Annotated in this window: 20 protein-coding genes; 8 read left to right on the top strand and 12 right to left on the bottom strand. The window is 44.1% G+C overall.

What is annotated here, in order from left to right; translation table 11 throughout:
* From RUMAL_RS01765 to RUMAL_RS20465, 5 genes are all read right to left on the bottom strand, one after another.
* Complete coding sequence (locus tag RUMAL_RS01765) at positions 1 to 1,098, bottom strand: hypothetical protein (protein ID WP_013497102.1); 1,098 nt, start codon at positions 1,096 to 1,098, stop codon at positions 1 to 3.
* Positions 1,099 to 1,137: 39 nt separating this feature from the next.
* On the bottom strand, positions 1,138 to 1,989 hold the full coding sequence (locus RUMAL_RS01760) for a hypothetical protein (protein ID WP_013497101.1): 852 nt from the start codon (positions 1,987 to 1,989) through the stop codon (positions 1,138 to 1,140).
* Between the two features lie 23 nt (positions 1,990 to 2,012).
* The gene (locus RUMAL_RS01755) at positions 2,013 to 3,170 is read right to left on the bottom strand and encodes a hypothetical protein (protein ID WP_013497100.1); all 1,158 of its coding nucleotides are present in this window, start codon (positions 3,168 to 3,170) and stop codon (positions 2,013 to 2,015) included.
* Between the two features lie 306 nt (positions 3,171 to 3,476).
* Positions 3,477 to 4,319: a fumarate hydratase gene (locus tag RUMAL_RS01750; RefSeq protein WP_013497099.1), complete on the bottom strand. Its 843-nt coding sequence runs from the start codon at positions 4,317 to 4,319 to the stop codon at positions 3,477 to 3,479.
* Positions 4,320 to 4,482: 163 nt separating this feature from the next.
* Positions 4,483 to 5,364, bottom strand: coding sequence for a CPBP family intramembrane glutamic endopeptidase (locus RUMAL_RS20465; RefSeq protein WP_013497098.1), 882 nt, complete (start codon positions 5,362 to 5,364; stop codon positions 4,483 to 4,485).
* 254 nt (positions 5,365 to 5,618) lie between these two features.
* On the opposite strand from RUMAL_RS20465, the gene RUMAL_RS01740 reads away from it, so the two are divergent.
* A complete protein-coding gene (locus tag RUMAL_RS01740; protein WP_013497097.1) occupies positions 5,619 to 6,794 on the top strand; it encodes an IS110 family RNA-guided transposase in 1,176 nt (391 codons plus the stop codon).
* A 56-nt stretch (positions 6,795 to 6,850) separates the two neighbouring features.
* On the opposite strand, the gene RUMAL_RS01735 is transcribed toward RUMAL_RS01740, so the two are convergent.
* The 7 genes from RUMAL_RS01735 to RUMAL_RS22100 all read right to left on the bottom strand — a co-directional run bounded on the left by RUMAL_RS01735 (position 6,851) and on the right by RUMAL_RS22100 (position 11,037).
* Positions 6,851 to 7,054, bottom strand: coding sequence for a helix-turn-helix transcriptional regulator (locus RUMAL_RS01735; protein WP_013497096.1), 204 nt, complete (start codon positions 7,052 to 7,054; stop codon positions 6,851 to 6,853).
* Position 7,055: 1 nt separating this feature from the next.
* Positions 7,056 to 7,580, bottom strand: a complete 525-nt coding sequence (locus RUMAL_RS01730) for a hypothetical protein (RefSeq protein ID WP_013497095.1) — start codon at positions 7,578 to 7,580, stop codon at positions 7,056 to 7,058.
* 3 nt (positions 7,581 to 7,583) lie between these two features.
* Complete coding sequence (locus RUMAL_RS01725; protein WP_013497094.1) at positions 7,584 to 8,138, bottom strand: hypothetical protein; 555 nt, start codon at positions 8,136 to 8,138, stop codon at positions 7,584 to 7,586.
* Between the two features lie 265 nt (positions 8,139 to 8,403).
* Entirely contained in the window at positions 8,404 to 9,726 is a 1,323-nt protein-coding gene (locus RUMAL_RS01720) for an ABC transporter permease (protein ID WP_013497093.1), read from the bottom strand.
* 6 nt (positions 9,727 to 9,732) lie between these two features.
* Positions 9,733 to 10,485 (bottom strand): ABC transporter ATP-binding protein, encoded by a 753-nt coding sequence (locus RUMAL_RS01715; protein ID WP_013497092.1) that lies wholly within the window; start codon positions 10,483 to 10,485, stop codon positions 9,733 to 9,735.
* 160 nt (positions 10,486 to 10,645) lie between these two features.
* Positions 10,646 to 10,822 carry a hypothetical protein gene (locus RUMAL_RS21615; RefSeq protein WP_013497091.1) on the bottom strand — a complete coding sequence of 59 codons (177 nt, stop codon included), beginning with the start codon at positions 10,820 to 10,822 and terminating at the stop codon, positions 10,646 to 10,648.
* Between the two features lie 53 nt (positions 10,823 to 10,875).
* Positions 10,876 to 11,037 (bottom strand): hypothetical protein, encoded by a 162-nt coding sequence (locus tag RUMAL_RS22100; RefSeq protein WP_013497090.1) that lies wholly within the window; start codon positions 11,035 to 11,037, stop codon positions 10,876 to 10,878.
* A 401-nt stretch (positions 11,038 to 11,438) separates the two neighbouring features.
* Here RUMAL_RS22100 and RUMAL_RS01710 point away from each other — a divergent pair, with 401 nt between their 5' ends.
* From RUMAL_RS01710 to pulA, 7 genes are all read left to right on the top strand, one after another.
* Positions 11,439 to 12,470, top strand: a complete 1,032-nt coding sequence (locus tag RUMAL_RS01710; protein WP_013497089.1) for an MraY family glycosyltransferase — start codon at positions 11,439 to 11,441, stop codon at positions 12,468 to 12,470.
* 46 nt (positions 12,471 to 12,516) lie between these two features.
* The gene (locus tag RUMAL_RS01705; RefSeq protein ID WP_013497088.1) at positions 12,517 to 13,563 is read left to right on the top strand and encodes a lysylphosphatidylglycerol synthase transmembrane domain-containing protein; all 1,047 of its coding nucleotides are present in this window, start codon (positions 12,517 to 12,519) and stop codon (positions 13,561 to 13,563) included.
* Between the two features lie 83 nt (positions 13,564 to 13,646).
* A complete protein-coding gene (locus tag RUMAL_RS01700; protein ID WP_013497087.1) occupies positions 13,647 to 14,276 on the top strand; it encodes a CDP-alcohol phosphatidyltransferase family protein in 630 nt (209 codons plus the stop codon).
* Positions 14,277 to 14,306: 30 nt separating this feature from the next.
* Complete coding sequence (locus RUMAL_RS01695) at positions 14,307 to 15,554, top strand: DUF7021 domain-containing protein (protein WP_013497086.1); 1,248 nt, start codon at positions 14,307 to 14,309, stop codon at positions 15,552 to 15,554.
* 16 nt (positions 15,555 to 15,570) lie between these two features.
* Positions 15,571 to 16,443 (top strand): phosphatidylserine decarboxylase, encoded by an 873-nt coding sequence (locus RUMAL_RS01690; protein WP_013497085.1) that lies wholly within the window; start codon positions 15,571 to 15,573, stop codon positions 16,441 to 16,443.
* Positions 16,444 to 16,493: 50 nt separating this feature from the next.
* Positions 16,494 to 16,958: an HIT family protein gene (locus RUMAL_RS01685; protein WP_013497084.1), complete on the top strand. Its 465-nt coding sequence runs from the start codon at positions 16,494 to 16,496 to the stop codon at positions 16,956 to 16,958.
* 36 nt (positions 16,959 to 16,994) lie between these two features.
* Positions 16,995 to 18,959, top strand: coding sequence for a type I pullulanase (gene pulA / locus RUMAL_RS01680; RefSeq protein WP_013497083.1), 1,965 nt, complete (start codon positions 16,995 to 16,997; stop codon positions 18,957 to 18,959).
* The last annotated feature ends 125 nt before the right edge of the window (positions 18,960 to 19,084 follow it).

Genomic DNA, 19,084 nt, shown 5'->3' with positions numbered 1-19,084 from the left:
TCATTGCGGATCTTCCAAGGTGACAAGATTAGCTGCTATCAGCTGTTCCCATGTCAAACCATCGATATATTCTCTAGCTGCAGCATCCTTAACATAAAACTGGATATCATAAGTATAAACATCAGGTTTTAAAGGAAAACTGTGTGTTTCTTGATTTGTTGATGCTGAGAACGAGCCGTCACCGAAAAGGTCGGCTATCTCCTGCTTATTGGGCTGAAGATAAGTACTATTCCACTTCAGTACCTTATTAGCCGTTCCTGCTCCGGATATTCTATAATTAAATGCATCATATTCGCTCGGGGCTTTTGTTCGGCTATCAACAAATTCGCCTTTCCATCCTGTTGTAATAACTATGTTCTGAGACTGAATATAAAACACTCCGCCTATCGATGAAGGAAGATCACTGTGTCCGTTCGGTTGAGCTGTGATCTTAACTCGAACATCTGAATCAATAACTTCTTTAGGCAAAATCACCCTGTAGCTTTCAACCGCACTTCCAGATGTTCCCGGCACCAGCTGTTCTCCCGTTAAATCATACGATGCGGTCATTGTATCTTGATCTATTGCGCCAAGCGTTACGATGGGCGTATCTTCCGGTGTTCCGTCAATCAGTCGATATATGTATATCTTGTGATAAGTATATGTAGTAACCGGATTATCAGGGTCTGTATTATCGACGTGTGTTTCAATCAAAACATCTTTTAATGCATTAAGGTCTGCCGTGACTGTAGTATCATAGACTGTACTACTAGCATCAGGCTTAACAAGCATAGCACTTAAGGTATAATTAATTGTACCAGGATAATACGCTGATACCTTATTCTTATCATAATTATAAATATTTATATCATAGTAGCTATCAGCAGCAAAACCTTTTGTTACAGACTTCGGATGTCCGGAATTTGAAGTATTGAGCAAATTCGAAGTAAATAAAACCTTATCATTAGTTCCTGTTGAAACAACCCTCTTGGTATAGTTCTGTCCATCACTAAACTTTGCATAAGCGAGAATCCCACAGAAAGCAATAGCAGCTATAACTAACCATATTGTGATTAAGTGTTTTTTTATAAACTTCTTAGCCCGGATTGACTTTTTCACAGCGCCATTGCTCCTTTCTTTGATTATTGATAATAGTGCCTATTCCCTGTAAGCGGAAATATAAATCATATCCGTCTCTTTATCATTCTGCACCTCAGACGGATCCCAGGATATTTCTATGACAAAAGTTTTGAAAAATGGATTTCCTCCCCATCCAGAAGGATTCGGGACGCTTGATATTTTTCTGCTTTGCCAATACAGCGGCTCAGCATATGTTTGTACCTGACCATAAGTACTGTCCCCATCCTTATATGTTTCCGGATGGTATTTATTGCTTGCAATTAATCGGTTTCCTGAAGTTGTACTGTTCAAATAGCTTCCGGAAACCTGATTCCCTTTAACCAAATAGAGAGTATCACCTGCGTTTAATGTTCGCTGAGATAATGTGTACTCATCCAGCATCGTCCATTTTGCTTTAACATCGTACTTTACTGCATCATATTCATATGAGAGTTTATCAGCTTCCTCAGCAATACTCTGATTTTTAGTATTTATCGCTGTTCTAGCGGCAGACTCGGTATCATAGTATTCCGCCTCGTATATTTTATATGTGAATGGAATGTTTGTTGTGTGAGCAAGCTGAAGAGTAAACTCAGGAACATATTCACCTGCTACAGCAAAAGGAAACACCTGCCGATGCTTAGTGTTATTTTCATCAGCGACATCTATGGACGGTATTTGAAAGTACTTTACATCTTCAGCATATGCAGCGCTGATATATAACAAGTCCGGTGTTTTAATCCTTTGAAGCTCTGCAATTTGTCTTTGATGATTAAACCATGCGTATACCGGAATTGACACTATTATTGCTAACGTTAAAAGAAGTGCCATAATAAGCTGTATTTTCTCTTTGAGTTTCAAGTTTTTTATCTTGTTAAAAACCTTGCTCATAATAGCACCTCCTCCTTTAATGATTATGATGCAGTTTCTGCAATCATCTCAATCAAAATGTAATCCAGATTATTACCTATTATCTGATCGGCATTATCATATGCGGTCGTAAGCGTTGCAAGTGCTGTGGAAATATCTGTTCCACCTTGAATTGTTGTCAAAAGCGATTCAATGTCTGATGCCCCGGAAAAAGCCGAGTTATTAGTGGTGTCTTTCAAATATGTGTATATTGCATTTCGATCCGTTGTGTTTGATGTTGCAAACAAAGGATCGTCTCTATATTGGGAATTGCTGTCAAATATCATCTGCTCAAGTGTATTTGCCCACTTCCAATAGATAGTCACCTGATATTTTTGTCCCTCTGTGACAGTCACAGCATTTCCTGCATTATACTTTGCTTTTGGCTCTGCTGAAGGATTTATACAGTCACCGAATCTAATCGACCGACCTGTTCCAAGAAAACCCGAATAGTTTGTGCCGTCAAAATCAGAGAAGAATAAGATGTGGCTTTGTATATATTTTAATGCATCTTTTTTCTTAGCAAGATCTGCCGCATCTTTCAATCCGTTTTCCGCTGTAACCTCCATGCTCTCGTTTACTTCAAACAGATTATTTAAAGAAGGGTCTGCATCTTCTGTTGCTGCAGGAGTATATGTTCCGATAAAACATCTGACCTTGAATTTGAATTCTATATCAAGTGTCCCTGTGCTGTTTGGAACAACCCAAAATGTGAGTTTGCCATGCGAATTAGGTGATAAACCATCAGGATAGTGACCATCGTCAGCTGAGGTGCCTGTTTTTCTCCAGATTATCTTGCCATATTGTCCGGCAGTCTGATATGCATCTAGCTCTTCCAAATCCACGCCATCATCATATTCATCATCAGCTTTTGAAAAATCGTCTTCGTTTTCAATGTCTGTGCCACGGACCTCAAGTTCAAACGGAGCAGGAGCCACCTTCACCCCCATCCCTGAGGTCCCCACTTCCCTATTCATAGTAAACCACGCGATAGAAGAAAAGATGATCACTATCAGTATCAGCGTGCCAATGGCACACAGCTTTATAATCGATCTGTTGCGTTCTTGTTTTTTCTCAGAACGCTGGTCATCTGCCGTCAGGACAGCTGCAGAAGCAGACTCAGCCAATTCGCCTATTGGATATTTCATATTTGTACCATTCATCTGCTTCACCTCCTGTATCCCATGAAAACGGGTGTGTTTTTATTATCTCTATACGCATAGATACTTATCTACTATAATTATATCACTGTCATGCGCCGTTGTCAACATTAGACCATTTAAGAAAAATAATTAACTTAGTTTTTGTATGCATATACAATGTGTGTGTCTTGTTTTTGTATCCAATGAAAAATATTCACAAATAAATTTACAATAATTAACAATCAGGAGTGCCTATATAAGGCAAAAAAGCAGCCTCACACCTATGGTGAGGCTGCTGAAGGCCGCTTGATTTTCCAGTTTATGTCATTATATAGTGCCGTGTGCGTGTCTTGTTACGTGACAGCCCACATTTACCGATACGGGAAGTCCTGCGATATGGGTGGGGGCTTCCTCGATATTTACTGCGAGGCAGGTCTGAGTGCCGCCAAAGCCCTGGGGTCCTATACCAAGCTTATTGATCTTCTCCAGTATCTCAGCTTCAAGATCAGCATACAGCTTCTTCGGGTTTCTCTCGCTGACAGGTCTGCAAAGGGCTTTCTTGGCAAGATAAGCGCACTTCTCGAAATCGCCGCCAATGCCTACGCCTATAACTATCGGGGGACATGGGTTTGAACCTGCTTTCGCGCATACGCCAACTACCCAGTCAACTATCTCCTCACGGGTTACGGAAGGTGTCATCATCTTCAGCTGTGACATATTCTCACTGCCGAATCCCTTGGGGGCTACCATGATATTGACCTTATCGCCGTCAACTATTTTAAGGTGTACCACGGGTGGTGTGTTGTCGCCTGTATTTACTCTGTCAAGAGGGTCACTGACTATCGAACAGCGAAGTCTGCCGTCGATATAGCCGCGGGATACGCCTTTGTTTATGGCATCGTTAAGTGAGCCGCCCACGAAGTGAACGTCCTGACCTACCTCCATGAATATTACAGCCATGCCTGTATCCTGGCATATCGGTATGGTCTCATTGCGGGCAACATTGATATTGTCTATGATATCATCAAACACGTTTTTGCCCACGGGTGAACATTCCTTTTCAGCACCTGCCTTTATGCACTGCTCCATATCCTCGGGCAGATAAAGGTTCGCCTTGATACAAAGTTCTCTTATAAGGTCTTCTACTTCATTGACATTGATCTCTCGCATAATAGCTCCTCCTGTTTTGCGCGGTTTATATCGATCGTATTCTTCCGCGATAAATCTGTGATCTTCGGTCTTTCAAGCGCAGACTCTGCCATGCGCCTTATACCGTTTATGATTGTTTTAATTGCATATCCGTAGCATTTGAGACGGATCATCGACGTTTAAATTATTGGTCATCGCTGACGCTGTATGTGAACATCTGCGGTCTTTTGTCTTTTCTCAGCAGGTATATGGCAAGTGCGGCATAGATAAAGAAACCTATGTACTTTCTTGGGTCAGACATATTGCTGCTTATGGATTCGACTATATTTTCATTGTTCTTCATACTTCCGGGAAGTACCACGCATATATCCATAAGTGCGTGAAGGAAGACCGTTATCCATATATTTCCCCACCTTGCATATACCGCACAGAGGAATATTCCGAGTCCTGCGGTGGACACTACCTGTGGAAGTACAGCATCAAGACCTATGCCTGCGGTCAGGTTAAGAAAATGATAAAGACCGAAAAGGATGCCCGAAACGAACACTGCTGTGACAGTGCCTTTTACGGTGCTCCTGCCGAAAAGATCACGTAAGACATTGAATATAATGCCTCTGAAAAGCAGTTCCTCGCAGATACCTGCGGCTACAAACAGAGCCAGTATGCACCACACCTGTTCAGACCCGAAATGCAGCTCCGAAGGCATTACTATCTTTGCCGTTTTGCCCTCAGTCGATACGAACAGCTCGCTCGCCAGCGCCACAACGCTGGAATATACCATAAAAAGCCCTGTAAGCAGTCCGCCGAAAAAGCCGTTGCCCTTTGTGGTGAGCACACATTTCTTCTTCAGCAATATAAGTATGACTATATAAAACGCCAACGACACCAGACCTGTTGTGAACTGTGCCGCATACCCCGATATTCCTGCTTTTTGACATATTATGCCGCCTATCAGAGAGGATACCAAAAAGCTTGCCGCCGAACCGATCACTATGCCTGCGGTCCTGAATACAGCACCTGCGGTTACAGGTGTACTGCCTTTTTCCTGTATCATTGTTTCTTCCATCGTTATCTTCCTCGTATAATAAAAGTAGTAGTTTTTAGAGTTCCTCTCCAAGAACTATGGTATAATATTGTTTAGATGCTGTGGATTGGTTTGATCTTCCTACCGTATGACGGTTTACGAAAGGCTCCGACCGCAGTCTCTATGCAATTTGTTGATCAGTTAGATACCGCCCGACGGTTTATTTAGAACGAGGTTACATTAGCGTAGAGTCTCTGTGGATCTAAACAGCATCAATAATTTTTGGAGGTATCATTATGATCGTTGTTGGTATTGATGTGGCAAAGGACAAGCATGACTGCTTTATTGTTGATTCTGAAGGTACAGTACTCTTTGATGTGTTCACTATCCCAAACACTCTTGACGGCTTTAATATCCTGCTTGATAACATCAAGTCCGTTACCGAAAATTTTGACATAATAAAAGTAGGACTCGAGGCTACGGGACATTACAGCTACAATCTGTTGGGATTTCTGTTGAACAACGGCCTGCCAACCTACGTTCTGAACCCTTTGCACACTAATCTTTACCGAAAAAGCCTTACACTTCGTAAAACGAAGACAGACAAGGCAGATGCGCGCGTGATTGCTTCTATGCTAATGTCTTGCGTAGACCTAAAGCCCTACACAAATACATTATATCAGAGCGAAGAGCTAAAGTCAATGACCAGATACAGATTTGACAAGGTTTCCGAGCGTGCAAAGCTCAAGACCTCCGTATCAAGGCTTGTGACTATTCTCTTTCCCGAACTTGAAGCGCTCGTGCCTTCGCTGCACATGAAGTCTGTCTATACTCTTTTGAGCGAGTTTCCTTCAGCGCAGCATATCGCAAATGCTCACCTTACAAGGCTTGCCAATCTGCTTTCAGAGACTTCCAAAGGTCACTACGGCAAGGACAAAGCTATTCAGATCAGAGGTGCCGCAAGACGCTCTGTCGGCTCTGTAATGCCTGCAAAGTCGCTGGAACTCAGGCACACCATAAAGCTCATTGCTGACCTGACCGAGCAGATAGATGAGATAGAAACCGAGATAAAGAAGCTGGTCGATGCAACCGACACTACACTTCTGACCGTTCCCGGTCTCAGCTATTCAACTGTCGCTATGATCCTCGCAGAGGTCGGTGACTTTTCAAACTTCGCAACACCCGACAAAGTACTTGCATTTGCGGGAATGTCGCCCTCTACATACCAATCGGGACAGCTGACGAATTGTTATGCCAAGATGGAAAAGCGCGGCTCAAAGTATCTTCGCTATGCTCTCTACAACGCTGCCAAATTCGTCTGCACCTGGGACAAGACATTCAAAGATTATCTCGCCAAGAAGCGAGCCGAGGGCAAGCATTACAATGTTGCATTATCTCACGCTGTCAAGAAACTCGTCAGACTCATTTTTGCTCTTGAAAAGTCTCATTCGCCATATCAGCCTGTTGTTTGAAATTTTTGTTAATCTTCATTTTTAGGGGTTGACTTTTGATAGTTAGTCTTTCGCCCTTAATCCTCAAAGCTGAATATTTCTTCCACCGATACGCCGAACACTGCGGCTATGTCCATCGCCAGCTTCAGAGAGGGATTGTACTGTCCTTTTTCAAGCCTGATGATAGTTTCTCTCCTGACACCCACCAGTTCGGCGAGGTCGCCCTGCTTCATATCTCTCGAAGCCCTGAGTTCCTTTAGTCGTGTTTTCAGTTCGGGCATATCATTCCTCCTTTTCCGAGGACTTATCATCCTTGTCCATCATAAGGAATAGGAAATGCCTTATGGAATCATATGTGAGTATACCGCTTATCAACAGCATATAGGAATTAGTATTTGAAATTTTCATGATTGCTGAAGTTGCTCCCGGGTGGAAATGTTCCAGCAGAGAAAACACAGACAGCGCCAAAGGAAACCATACAATGAAAGCCATTCCGTTAGCTTTGCCCCGCAATTGTTCCGACATTTCGTCATCGGGTTCCAATTTGTATGAAGTGAGATTCATGCACCAGATGAAGCCGCTTATGAACATACCCAATCCCAGGATTATGAATATCGCGATGTCTGCAGGGTTTTCCTTACCATTTATCACATCGGAAGATACCATTGACCAAAAGAAGAGTGATCCCGCAAACATCGCTGTTACAGCGTTTAGTTTGGTATGAGCACGCAATGACATTGGTTTGCGCTTGTCCTTTTTGTAGTTTTCCCTAAGTATATCCGGGGAGATATTTCTATTCTGTATCATAGGTCATGCTTCCTCCTCAGACTCGGGAGTTCTGTCAAGACGTAAGTATATAGCGTTCCTCAGCACATGATATGTTCCAATCATAAGATATCCGAACCACATTATCATTTCGCCTGTTATGCTGACTTTATGGACATGGTTACCCGCTGTCTGTAAAACTATGCCATATACCATTGTTGCAACTATAAGTCCATGTGCGGTATATGCGTCAGCTTTAAGTTTCAGATCCTTTGAAAGCTCGTCCTCGGGTTCTTTTTTGTATCTTCCCATTATGAACAGAAGCACCACATACACTGCTATCGCCGAAAGGAAAAGGGGTGTCTGCTGTCTGATACTGCCGGATGTTCTGGATATCAGTGCTATCACAGCATGTGCCATCATCAGTGCGCCTAACAGCAGGTTCATCAGTGCCTGACCTTTTACGCTCATAGACTTTCTCGGATCGGTCTTATAACGTTCACGGGCTATCTTTTCAAGCATTTCCCGTCTTTCGGCACGTGTGATATCTTTGCGCTGATATTCCTTATACAGTTGTCTGACTTTCTCGTTATCGCGCATAATAATGCCTCCGTATGTCTTCTGTCTTTTTGTTATTATAAAAGCTTTGATAATGGCAAAGGTGATATATTCCTCACCTTATGTGACAATAATATCACATCGGAGTATATTTGTCAACAGTGGAAGTGATAAATTTATCACTTTTATAGGACTGCACAAAAACGAGTTCGGGATAATGTGACAATTATATCACAGCTGCGGACAGATTTTTTACAAAACTCCCATAAGCCGAAGAAAGGGCGGTATCACACCGCCCTTCCGGTAATTATTCGTTGTTGTCCTGAGCTGCGTTTCCTGTGCTCTTTTTGCCGCCTATGGTCATTGTGAATATCCTGTCGCTCATGAATATCTTCAGGGTGATGAACATACATATCAGCAGGAAAATGAACTGATAGATAAGTCCGCCCGTATATACGCTGTAATTGCCGAACATAGCATTTTCGGATGCCATGAAGGAATGTGTAAAGGGGATAGCATATACTGCATATCTCATAGCAGGTGACATGGTCTTGATATCAACGAACATGGAGAGCATATAAGGTATCATGGTACACATCATGATAGGCAGGGTGAGTGTCTGTGCGCTCTTGGCATCCTTTGCCAGTACACCAAGCACCAGTGCTACTGAAAGCGCGATGAGTATCGAAAGGAACATCTGCACGCCTACGAGAACGTACTGACCTGCATTCATGGTAAGTCCAAGGTCTTTGAGTATCTCGGAATATCCGCTGTCGCTGCTGACCTTATCGAGCACGCCGCTCATCATATTCTTAGCACCGATCATATATACCGCTGCCTGCATAGCTGCAACCACTGCAGCCGCCAGCATCTTGGCTGTAATTACGGAAAGTCTTGATATTGGTGCTGTAAGGAGAGTTTCAAGCGTTTTGTCGATCTTCTCGGTGCTTATGGCATTAAGTATCATATTTGATGACATCATTACCAGCACGAACATCATTATAGGCACTATCATACCCTGTGCAGAACACAGTGACATGATGACACTTGCGGAGATATCCGCGCTCTTATCAGCTACTACTGTGGATTCTTCCAGTGCGATAGGATTATTGAGGAATGCGACTTCGTCATTGGTAAGCTTGCCGCTTGATACCTTAGTATTGTATACAACGTCCTTTACGGCTGCTGTAAGATATTCCACGGCTACCTGTGAGCCTGTGTTAAGGTTTGACATAGTAGCCAGAGAATTCAGGCGCTGCACGAATCTTACTGTGGCAGCCTCGTTGTTCTCAACGCTCTTTGTGAAGCCTTCGGGAATAATGACAACGTTCTTGACATCAGCATTTTTCAGTTCTTTTGCGTAATCATCGGAGTTTATTTCCACCACATTGACTTCTCCGTCAAGCTGAGCCAGATTAGCTGTCAGGAATTTTATCATATTCTTTGTGAATTCGGTATCATCCTGATCGCAGATATTTATATCCATCATAGTTTCTGCGCTCTCCTCGGCAGCCTTACTCATGGTCTGTCCTGCAAAGGAAAGTATCACAACGGAAATGACCATAGTCATTATAGTCTGTAAACTGAGCATCTCACGAAGCTCTTTCATAAACAATGTCTTGAATTTCATAGTGTGTCACACCTCTTTGTTCCTTTTCATTACCACGGTCTCAAAAACGTCCTCCAGGTTTTCGGCATTGTATTTAGCTATAAGCTCCTCCGGAGTGCCGGTTTCGAGAAGATGTCCCTTGGCGATAATACCCACTCTGTCGGATACGTACTCTATCTCCAGCATATTATGTGAGGACAGAAGAAAGCTCATGCCCTCGGATGCAAGCTTCTTTATCATACGTCTGATCTCCAGCGCATTGATTATATCAAGACCCGAGGTGGGTTCATCGAGTATGGCAAGATCGGGCTTTGACATTATTGCCCTTGCCAGCAGCAGTTTTCTCTGCATACCGCGGGAATAGCTCTGTATCTTATCATTCAGCCTGTCTCCAAGCTCGCATATCTCTCTTCCGCGCTCAACATAGCTTTCAGCCTGCTGTTTGTTATCAGCATAGAGCTCTGCCATGAATTTCAGGTAGTCGATACCCTTCATATTCTTATAAGCGCCTGCTTCATCGGGAAGATAGGTTATGCACTTACGCACCTTGTCTGGCTCGTTAAGTATGCTGTGGCCGCTTACCACCGCATCGCCTTCAGTTGCCTGCAAAAGCGTGGATATCATTCTTATGGTAGTTGTTTTGCCTGCGCCGTTAGGACCTATCAGCGCGAAGATCTCGCCCTTGTGAACATCGAAGGTAACTTTCTCTGAGGCGTACACGCCTTTTTTATACTGCTTTGAAAGCCCCTTGACTTCAAGAACCTTTTCTCTTGTTTCCATCTGATTCACCTCATATTTTTTGTTTAACAGTCATCCTTCCACATAATGCGGCGGGAAAGATAACATCAACACGATGTTTCCTTGTTATATAGCACTTTGCAGTGTGCTAAAGGGATAGCCATGTTTTGTTTTATACTATTTTAATATAATGACAAAGTATTTATTTGCCGCACAGCTTGTTAAAACCCACCCTCAAAAGCAGCATACCAGCCATCAGCACTACCGCAGGGGTGATCGTGCTGTCACCTGTATTCATGCGGATAAATACTATTATCGAGATCAAACCTGCCAATGCTGCAAGTACTGCTATTATCTTCTTTATATTGTTATTTTTCATAGTTGCCGCTCCTTTTATCCTCTTTCGTTTTGTTATATCATACTATCCTGTATTTATCTGCTTCTGCGTACTATCCAGTTTGATGCATTTATAACACTTGCTGCACCGCACAGACAAGCCACTGCAGCTGTGCTGCCCCTTGCTGTTCCCATGATACCCATTACGAGCATCAACGCACCTATGATCCTGAGTGCAAGTACTTTTCTGTTTTTCATAATTATACTTCCTTTCGCATACGATTTGTTGTCTTTATCTTTGTTACTGTAATGACTGTTATTGCAGCCTTAACTGTATGTATACAGTATACACAGTTTGCACAGTATTGTCAATAGCCGCACGATACAATCGTATATTTGCACATCAAAAGCAACACATAATATTCACCGATTGTATACATTTAACAATGCAGTCCCCTTTTAGCAGCATTACAGCACTCCTAACTGTATATATCCCCCCCCCGCCGGATATACACAGCAGTATACACGCTGCTTTTCTGCTGCTGCCATGCAAACCCCGAAAATTTGTGCAAAATGCCACGTATTAATATTTGCATTTTCTTATAAGATGTAGTATAATATTTGATGTATGATTATTTTTATATAAAAGGAAGATGTAAATGTTATACAGATTATTATTCGGTAGAGTCTATGATTTTTTTGACGAGGGCAATCCTGCAAAGTATTCAGTATTCATGCTGCTGATGTTTGCTTTTTCATTCGGTTCGTGTTTTCTGGGGCTGAAACATCTCAGGAACATACTCCCCAAGGATCAGGGCAGAGAATTTGCGGTGAACGGTGCGCTCTCACAAGGTAAGGCAAGAGGGTGCGGACTTATCTTCATAACCACGTTCTGTCTTTCGGCAGCGCTGTTCATCCCGCTGGATATGGAATACATCATATACCTTGTAATGCTGTACGGTGCAATGCTGACAGGCTATCTGGACGATGCTGCAAAAGTACCGTGGGGAAACCTGAAAAAAGGTTTGCTTGATCTGGTGATATCGCTGGGTACAGCTGTAAATTACTGGTACTTCAATGACAGCTATATAGACCTGCCTTTGCTGCACCTGCATTTCCATGTACCTGCGGTAATATTCATAATACTCGCAGGTGTACTGGTATGGACTTCGATAAACGTTACTAACTGTACCGACGGTGTGGACGGGCTGTGTGCTTCACTGGTAATGGCAGTACTTTTCTGTATGGTACTGTTCAGCGGTGTACTGACAATGACAGTCGGCAGGACATTCCTTGATCTTGCACCTGTTATAATGCTGGCAACACTGGCAGCTTACCTGTGGTTCAACTGCTCGCCTTCTACTATGCTAATGGGCGATGCAGGTTCACGTGCGCTGGGTGTACTGCTTGCAATACTTTTCCTTATGAGCAAAAACCCCATCAGCTTTGTACCTATGTGTATAGTTATAATACTAAACGGCGGTCTTAGCCTGCTGAAGGTCAGCTTCATAAGATTCCTTAAAATGAAGAACTTCATGAAGGATATACGCACTCCCCTCCATGACCATGCCCGCAAGAACAAGGGCTGGTCGGATACACAGGTAGTGATGAGATTCACTATAATACAGCTCGTAATAGATATAATGTATCTTGCGGCTACTAACTACGACAGACTTACATCTCTCGGATAAATATAAAAGTTGGTGAAAGACAATAAAACGGCTTAAAAAGAAATATTTGAAATATGTCCTTAATGTTGGCTTTATTGCACTGATAATGCTGCTGACGTTCCGCCTGCTGTTCAAAGGTCAGGAATTTTCCGATATAATCAAAGACCTCAGGAACGCAGATCACCGCTGGCTGATAGCAGGACTTGGTCTTGCTTTCTGCTTTGTGGCAGGAGAATCCTGTATCATACACTACCTGCTAAGGGTATGTCAACAGAAGGTAAAATTTGTCAGATGTCTGAAATACTCGTTCATCGGGTTCTTTTTCAGCTACATAACCCCGTCATCATCGGGCGGACAGCCTGCACAGATGTACTATATGAAAAAGGACGGAGTAAAGATAGGTTTTTCAACACTGATAATGCTGCTGGTGACGATAGCATACAAATCAGTGCTGGTGATAATGGGTATACTGCTGCTGATATTCAATTTCGGTGCTGTAGCTGAACACGGCAGCCGTCTGGTATGGCTGCTGACACTTGGCTTTGTACTGAACATAGCATTCATAGCAGCACTTGCATTCATCGTGGCAAGACCCGACTGGGCAAGACGTGCCGGTATAACTATACTGAATAAACTTACCGACTGGAAGATAGTAAAAGAAAAGAACCATGAAAAACTGGTAGATAAGATAAACCGTATCTGCGACACATACGTTATCGGCTCGAAGTACGTGCGTGAAAATGCAGTGGTAGTTGCTAAGGTATTCTTTATGACACTTCTGCAGAGGCTCTGCCTGTTCGCGGTGACGTGGATAGTATACAAATCCTACGGACTTTCGGGTGTGAGCTTTATTGACATCGTAACGATGCAGATAATGATAGCGATAGCTGTTGAGATGCTGCCGCTGCCGGGGGCTGCCGGAGTTACCGAGGGAAGTTTCCTGCTGGTATTTGAGAAGATATTCGGACGTGAGCTGGTAAAGCCCGCACTTCTCCTGAGCAGAGGACTTACCTTTTACGCAGTACTTATCGCAGGCGGTCTTGTGACTTTCATAGCACACCTGAAGGTCATGCGTTCGGACAAGCAGCTGAACATACCGCCCGAGCACCGTTAAGACCAGGGCTCATGGAAAAAGGCACGTCAATAAATAAAATGATGTTACAGACTATTTATGATAAGAAAAAGGAAGAATAACAAATGATAGGCTTTTATAATTATTCGGTGATACTCACCTATGTGGGATTGTTATCCTCGGTATTCGGGATAACTCAGGTATTTGAGGGACATGATGCCGTTGCATTTTTCTGTCTGGTAATATCGGGTATATGCGACTTATTCGACGGCAAGATAGCACGCTCGATGAAGAACCGCTCAGACCATGAAAAAGTATTCGGCATACAGATAGATTCGCTGTGTGACCTCGTGTGCTTCGGTGTTTTCCCTGCTGTGCTGGGATACCACTATCCTACAGTCTATCCCATGAGGCTGATACCATCACTGATGATAGTACTTGCGGCTGTTATAAGGCTTGCGTACTTCAACGTTATGGAAGAGGAACGTCAGCGTGAAACGGAGGAGAACCGCAAGGAGTACGAGGGTCTGCCTGTTACAAGCGTCTGTATAGTTCTGCCGCTTTTGTATATCGGCAGACATAATATCCCCTCGTACATATTCCCCTATGTATTTCAGGGATTCCTTGTACTGATATCGGTGCTGTTCGTACTGAGGATAAAGGTCAACAAGCCAAGCAACAAAGGTCTGCTGGTGATGTTCACACTGGGGCTGATAATACTGTTCAGCTATCTGAAAATGAACCATATCATCTGATCTCTAGAACTTCACTGGGAGGGAAAAGCCGTGACCGCATTTATCATCGGGATACTGATACTTCTTATGAGCTGTACGATCACATTCTCGGGTGTGTTTATCATCCTTTTGGTGAGAGACTATATCAATGATGGCAGACCCGAAGATCTGCTGTTCGCATTTCTTGTCCTGTTGGCGGGGTATATCCTCACAGGGCTCGAAGGTGCGGCGATACGTAAGGCGCAGGGTGAAAACTTCAAAGAGTCCTTTGTGGCATATCTGAAGCTGATAAGGTATTTTCCCAAGGCGCTGTTATACATAGTCTGGTACGGCGGAGGTCTGTTTCTGCTGATACTTACCCTTTACTGTCTGAAAGAATCGGGTCGGGAGCTCGGTGCATTTTTCATGCTGACAGTGCTGTGGGTGCTGCTGACTCATTACGGACGCAGATTCATCAGAAAGATCTCCATGGGCAATATCGACCCCGACAGCGCAGTAGGAGAGAATACATATTATGAAAATGATATCCGCACGCTGGTTGCCGCTGTTGATAAATGCAACACGGACGGATCGTTCCGCATAAATGCTAAAACGTACCGCGTAAATGTTGGTTGTTTAGCCTTTTATGACGAGGAAAAAGGCGTACTCATACCCGAGGCAGGAGACCTCCACTGGTACATCAGAAAGGAAGCCCGCAGTTACTGCGGCAAACTAAAGGGCTTCACCGGAAACGGTATGTACCGTGTGCGTGTACGTGAGCAAAAGTCCAAGGATGCTGTCGATACGGACAATACGAAAAAATACCACAGATTCTGGCTTGAGAGAGTTGTGGATAAAAATGTGCAGTGTCCCGAACTTCAGGCATATGTAGACGAATACAACAAGCCTATCATCGTAAAGGACGAGTTCTTCGGAGAGCTTAAATACGACAGAACAGAAGAGCGTTTCGAGGGCGAGATAAAGTCCGGTGAAGAAAGTATCGGTATCTATATATACGCGGAATATGAGCCCGATAAGTGGAACGAGTGCATAAGAAACGCGGCTGAGCTTGTGTGTGACATAGCCGAATTGAATGAAAAATGCAGGATATATGCTTCAAAGAATGTTGATGCGTTTGATGAAGAAGGCAACGATCTTCCCGAGCAGGCTAAATACGAAGGTATATCCCTGATAAGTTTAGACATTTATGAGACAGAGATCATTGTTACATATGATTCCGATAAACTGTGGGATTCATCTGAAGTAATAGTAAATGTTGATAAGGAAAAAGGTCCTAATGACTGTTATATGAATTGTTAGAAAGGAGCGTAAACTTATGAGGTACAGAGACAGACAGGGCAACGAGTACAAAGTCACTACAAATCAGGACAGGTTTCTCAATGATGCCTATGACAGCTATCTGGGAAGAAGCGTGCTGGAGATAGCTTCACTCCCTGTGTTTTCAAAGGTCAGCAGAAAGGTGCTGAACAGCAGACTCAGCAGCGGGTTCATTGAGAATTTCGCTGAAAAGAACGGTATAGATATGTTCGATTACGAGGACAAGCAGTATTCATCTTTCAACGAGTTCTTCACCCGCAGGATAAAGCCCGGCAGAAGACACTTTGAGCCCGATGAACACAAACTGGTCTCACCCTCGGACGGTAAAGTGAGCGCTTATGAGATAACACCATCGAATACCTTTGTTATAAAGGACTCGGTATACAATGTGGACAGCCTGCTGCGTGACAAAAAGCTGGCACAGAAATACGCAGGTGGATATGCTCTTATCATAAGACTCAGCGTTGACGACTACCACAGATACATCTATCCACTCAGCGGTATCAAAAGCCATGACCGTGAGATAAAGGGCTTCCTGAATACAGTAAACCCCGTGGCTAACCGCCATGTGGAGGTATACAAAGAGAATTCCCGAACCTACTGTATGCTGAGAACAGAGTTCTTCGGCGATGTGATACAGATGGAAGTCGGGGCACTTATGGTGGGTAAAATTTCCAACCACCACCCCTGGGGAAATCACAGAGTTCGTCAGGGCGAAGAAAAGGGTATGTTTGAATTCGGCGGTTCGACTATCGTAGTACTGCTTGAAAAAGGCGCGGCAATAGTTGATGAAGACCTGCTGATAAACACCCGCGAGGGCGCTGAGACAAAGGTGCGTCAGGGTGAACAGCTGGCGAAATCTGTAAAATAAAGCGGCGGCGAGCATAGGTATAAAATGGAATTTTTAACAGGAGCAGAAATATGTGCCTTATATGCGACAGGATAGATATGATAAAAAAGGGCGAAAACCCCTATCTCGTAAAAGAGCTCGAAACTGGCTATGTGGTCATAGGCGATCATCAGTATTTTTACGGTTACACGCTTTTTCTTTATAAACACCACGGTGACAAGACCGAGCTTTTTCACCTTGATACCGCCGAGCGTGCGAAATTCATGGAGGAAATGGTGCTTGTTGCCGAAGCGGCGGCAAAGGCTTTCGGTGCTGAAAAGATGAACTACGAACTTCTCGGTATGGGGGACGCTCATCTGCACTGGCACCTTTTCCCGCGGAGGACGGGAGATATCGGAAACTGCTACAACAATGGCAGAGGACCTGTGTGGAGCATACCAATGGATGTGATGTACAGCGACGACAATCGTCCCGATGCAGAGAAACTTGAGGATATGAAGCGAAAGCTCCGCGAAGAGCTTGACAAGCTTACGTAAGGAAAAAATGAATCATAAACAAAGTTGGTGAAATAATTGCTGAGATTCAACGCGGCAGATATCGACAATAAATATTACTATGACGGCAACGACCTTGGTGCAAACATCGTCGGCGAGGACAAGGACAGGACTGTTTTCAAGACCTGGTCACCGCTGGCTACAGGAGTTTACCTGAACCTTTATCTTGACGGTGAAGGTGACAACCGCATCGAAACACTGCCTATGGAGATGCTGGACAAAGGCGTATGGTACGTTGAGCTTTTCCGAAGCTGTGACGGACTTTTCTATACATTCTCCTACGAATTCGAGTATATGAACAACCGTCTTGAAACAATAGACATCTATGCAAAAGCCTGCGGTATCAACGGTAACAGAGGTGCGGTAGTAGACTTCGATACCACAGACCCGAAGGGCTGGGACGATGTTCCCAAGCCGAAATGTGCCAATGCCTGTCAGGCGATAGTATACGAATGCCATATCAGGGATATCACCATTGACGAAAGTTCCGGGATATGCCCTGAACACAGAGGAAAATTTCTGGGGCTTACACACAGCAGGACGCGCTGCGGAAAATCGGAGACCTGTCTTGACCATTTGAAGGAGCTTGGCATAACTCACGTACATCTTCTGCCTGTGGCAGACTATGCTACCGTAGATGAAGCCCACCCGGAGAAAGCTCAGTACAACTGGGGATATGATCCCAAGAACTACAACTGCCTCGAGGGTTCGTATTCCACCGATCCTGCTGACCCGAAATGCCGCATACGCGAATTCAAGGAACTGGTAATGACGCTCCACAAGAACGGTATAGGCGTTATCATGGACGTTGTATATAACCATACATACCACACCGAGGACAGCTCCTTTGAAAAGGCATTCCCCGGTTACTATCACCGCAAAAGGCGGGACGGTACCTTCTCAAACGGTTCGGGCTGCGGAAACGAAACCGCATCCGATCACCTGATGTTCCGCAAATACATGATAGATTCACTGAAATTCTGGGCAGAGGAATACAAGGTTGACGGATTCCGCTTTGACCTTATGGCGCTGCATGATATTGAAACGGTGAATATCATCCGCGATGAACTGGACAAGATAGACCCGGGTCTGCTGATGTACGGAGAGGGCTGGACAGGCGGCGAATCCCCCATGCCTGCTGACAAGCTGGCTTACAAGTGGAACAGCTACAGATTCGGAAGAGTGGGACTTTTCAATGATAATATCCGCGATTCGGTCAAGGGCGGTACTTTCAATCCCTATGACCTGGGATTCATAAGCGGAAACCGAAACACCTCATCAATACTCAAAAGAGGTATAGCGGGCTCGGTACCACATTATCAGCTTTATGATGCATCCGAAGCCTGCTGGGCATTTGAACCTACACAGGCTGTCAATTATGCCGAAGCCCACGACAACCACACACTATGGGACAAGCTGAAGATATCCTGCAGCAATCACTACACCTCTGCCGATCTTATAAAAATGGACAGACTTGCGGCTGCGATAATAATACTATCACAGGGTATGCCATTTATCCAGCTGGGGCAGGATTTTCTGAGGAGCAAACCCGATAAGACCAACAGCGGCAGCGCTCCAAACGAGGTACACACTTACAACGGCAACAGCTACAATGCACCTGATTTCACCAATGCTATAAAATGGAACAAAAAGAACAAGTACCGCTGTGTATTCAACTATTACAAGGCGCTGATAAAGCTTAGAAAATCAAGCGGACTTTTCCGTATGGCAAACAAGGGTGACGTTGAACAGCATTTGCAGTTCATTGACACAGGCGATGCCAATTTCATAGTATGGAAACTGGAAAGCGAAAAGGAATGCTTTGTAATATCACTCAATCCGTACCCCGAGGAGAGATATTTCAATCTGCCCTGGGGAATATTCTACAAGCGTCTGGACGAATTCGGTTTTACAGATGATGAAGAATGCTCGGGATACGTGCGCTGTGCGCCGCTGTCTGCAACAGTATTCAAAAGGATATAACAGCACTTTAAAAAGCGGAGAAAGCATTTTGCGTTCTCCGCTGAAGTTTTCTGCGCGGCGGATGTATTCTTACTGCGCTTTTCAATCTGAAGCCGAATGTGATGTGATCCGTTTATAGGCGTCTT

Source organism: Ruminococcus albus 7 = DSM 20455, from assembly GCF_000179635.2.
In the GTDB taxonomy this organism is placed as follows: Bacteria; Bacillota; Clostridia; order Oscillospirales; family Ruminococcaceae; genus Hominimerdicola; species Hominimerdicola alba.
Note: the sequence above shows the minus strand (reverse complement) of the source record. Positions and strands in the feature narration are given on the sequence as shown.

Coding starts and splice junctions, on each gene's coding strand:
- RUMAL_RS01740 (WP_013497097.1), top strand. CDS start 5,619: ATGATCGTTGTTGGTATTGATGTGGCAAAGGACAAGCATGACTGCTTT.
- RUMAL_RS01750 (WP_013497099.1), bottom strand. CDS start 4,319: ATGCGAGAGATCAATGTCAATGAAGTAGAAGACCTTATAAGAGAACTT.
- RUMAL_RS01725 (WP_013497094.1), bottom strand. CDS start 8,138: ATGCGCGATAACGAGAAAGTCAGACAACTGTATAAGGAATATCAGCGC.
- RUMAL_RS20465 (WP_013497098.1), bottom strand. CDS start 5,364: ATGGAAGAAACAATGATACAGGAAAAAGGCAGTACACCTGTAACCGCA.
- RUMAL_RS21615 (WP_013497091.1), bottom strand. CDS start 10,822: ATGAAAAATAACAATATAAAGAAGATAATAGCAGTACTTGCAGCATTG.
- RUMAL_RS01730 (WP_013497095.1), bottom strand. CDS start 7,580: ATGATACAGAATAGAAATATCTCCCCGGATATACTTAGGGAAAACTAC.
- RUMAL_RS01720 (WP_013497093.1), bottom strand. CDS start 9,726: ATGAAATTCAAGACATTGTTTATGAAAGAGCTTCGTGAGATGCTCAGT.
- RUMAL_RS01700 (WP_013497087.1), top strand. CDS start 13,647: ATGATAGGCTTTTATAATTATTCGGTGATACTCACCTATGTGGGATTG.
- RUMAL_RS01735 (WP_013497096.1), bottom strand. CDS start 7,054: ATGCCCGAACTGAAAACACGACTAAAGGAACTCAGGGCTTCGAGAGAT.
- RUMAL_RS01710 (WP_013497089.1), top strand. CDS start 11,439: ATGTTATACAGATTATTATTCGGTAGAGTCTATGATTTTTTTGACGAG.
- RUMAL_RS01685 (WP_013497084.1), top strand. CDS start 16,494: ATGTGCCTTATATGCGACAGGATAGATATGATAAAAAAGGGCGAAAAC.
- RUMAL_RS01760 (WP_013497101.1), bottom strand. CDS start 1,989: ATGAGCAAGGTTTTTAACAAGATAAAAAACTTGAAACTCAAAGAGAAA.
- RUMAL_RS01690 (WP_013497085.1), top strand. CDS start 15,571: ATGAGGTACAGAGACAGACAGGGCAACGAGTACAAAGTCACTACAAAT.
- RUMAL_RS01755 (WP_013497100.1), bottom strand. CDS start 3,170: ATGAATGGTACAAATATGAAATATCCAATAGGCGAATTGGCTGAGTCT.
- RUMAL_RS01715 (WP_013497092.1), bottom strand. CDS start 10,485: ATGGAAACAAGAGAAAAGGTTCTTGAAGTCAAGGGGCTTTCAAAGCAG.
- RUMAL_RS22100 (WP_013497090.1), bottom strand. CDS start 11,037: ATGAAAAACAGAAAAGTACTTGCACTCAGGATCATAGGTGCGTTGATG.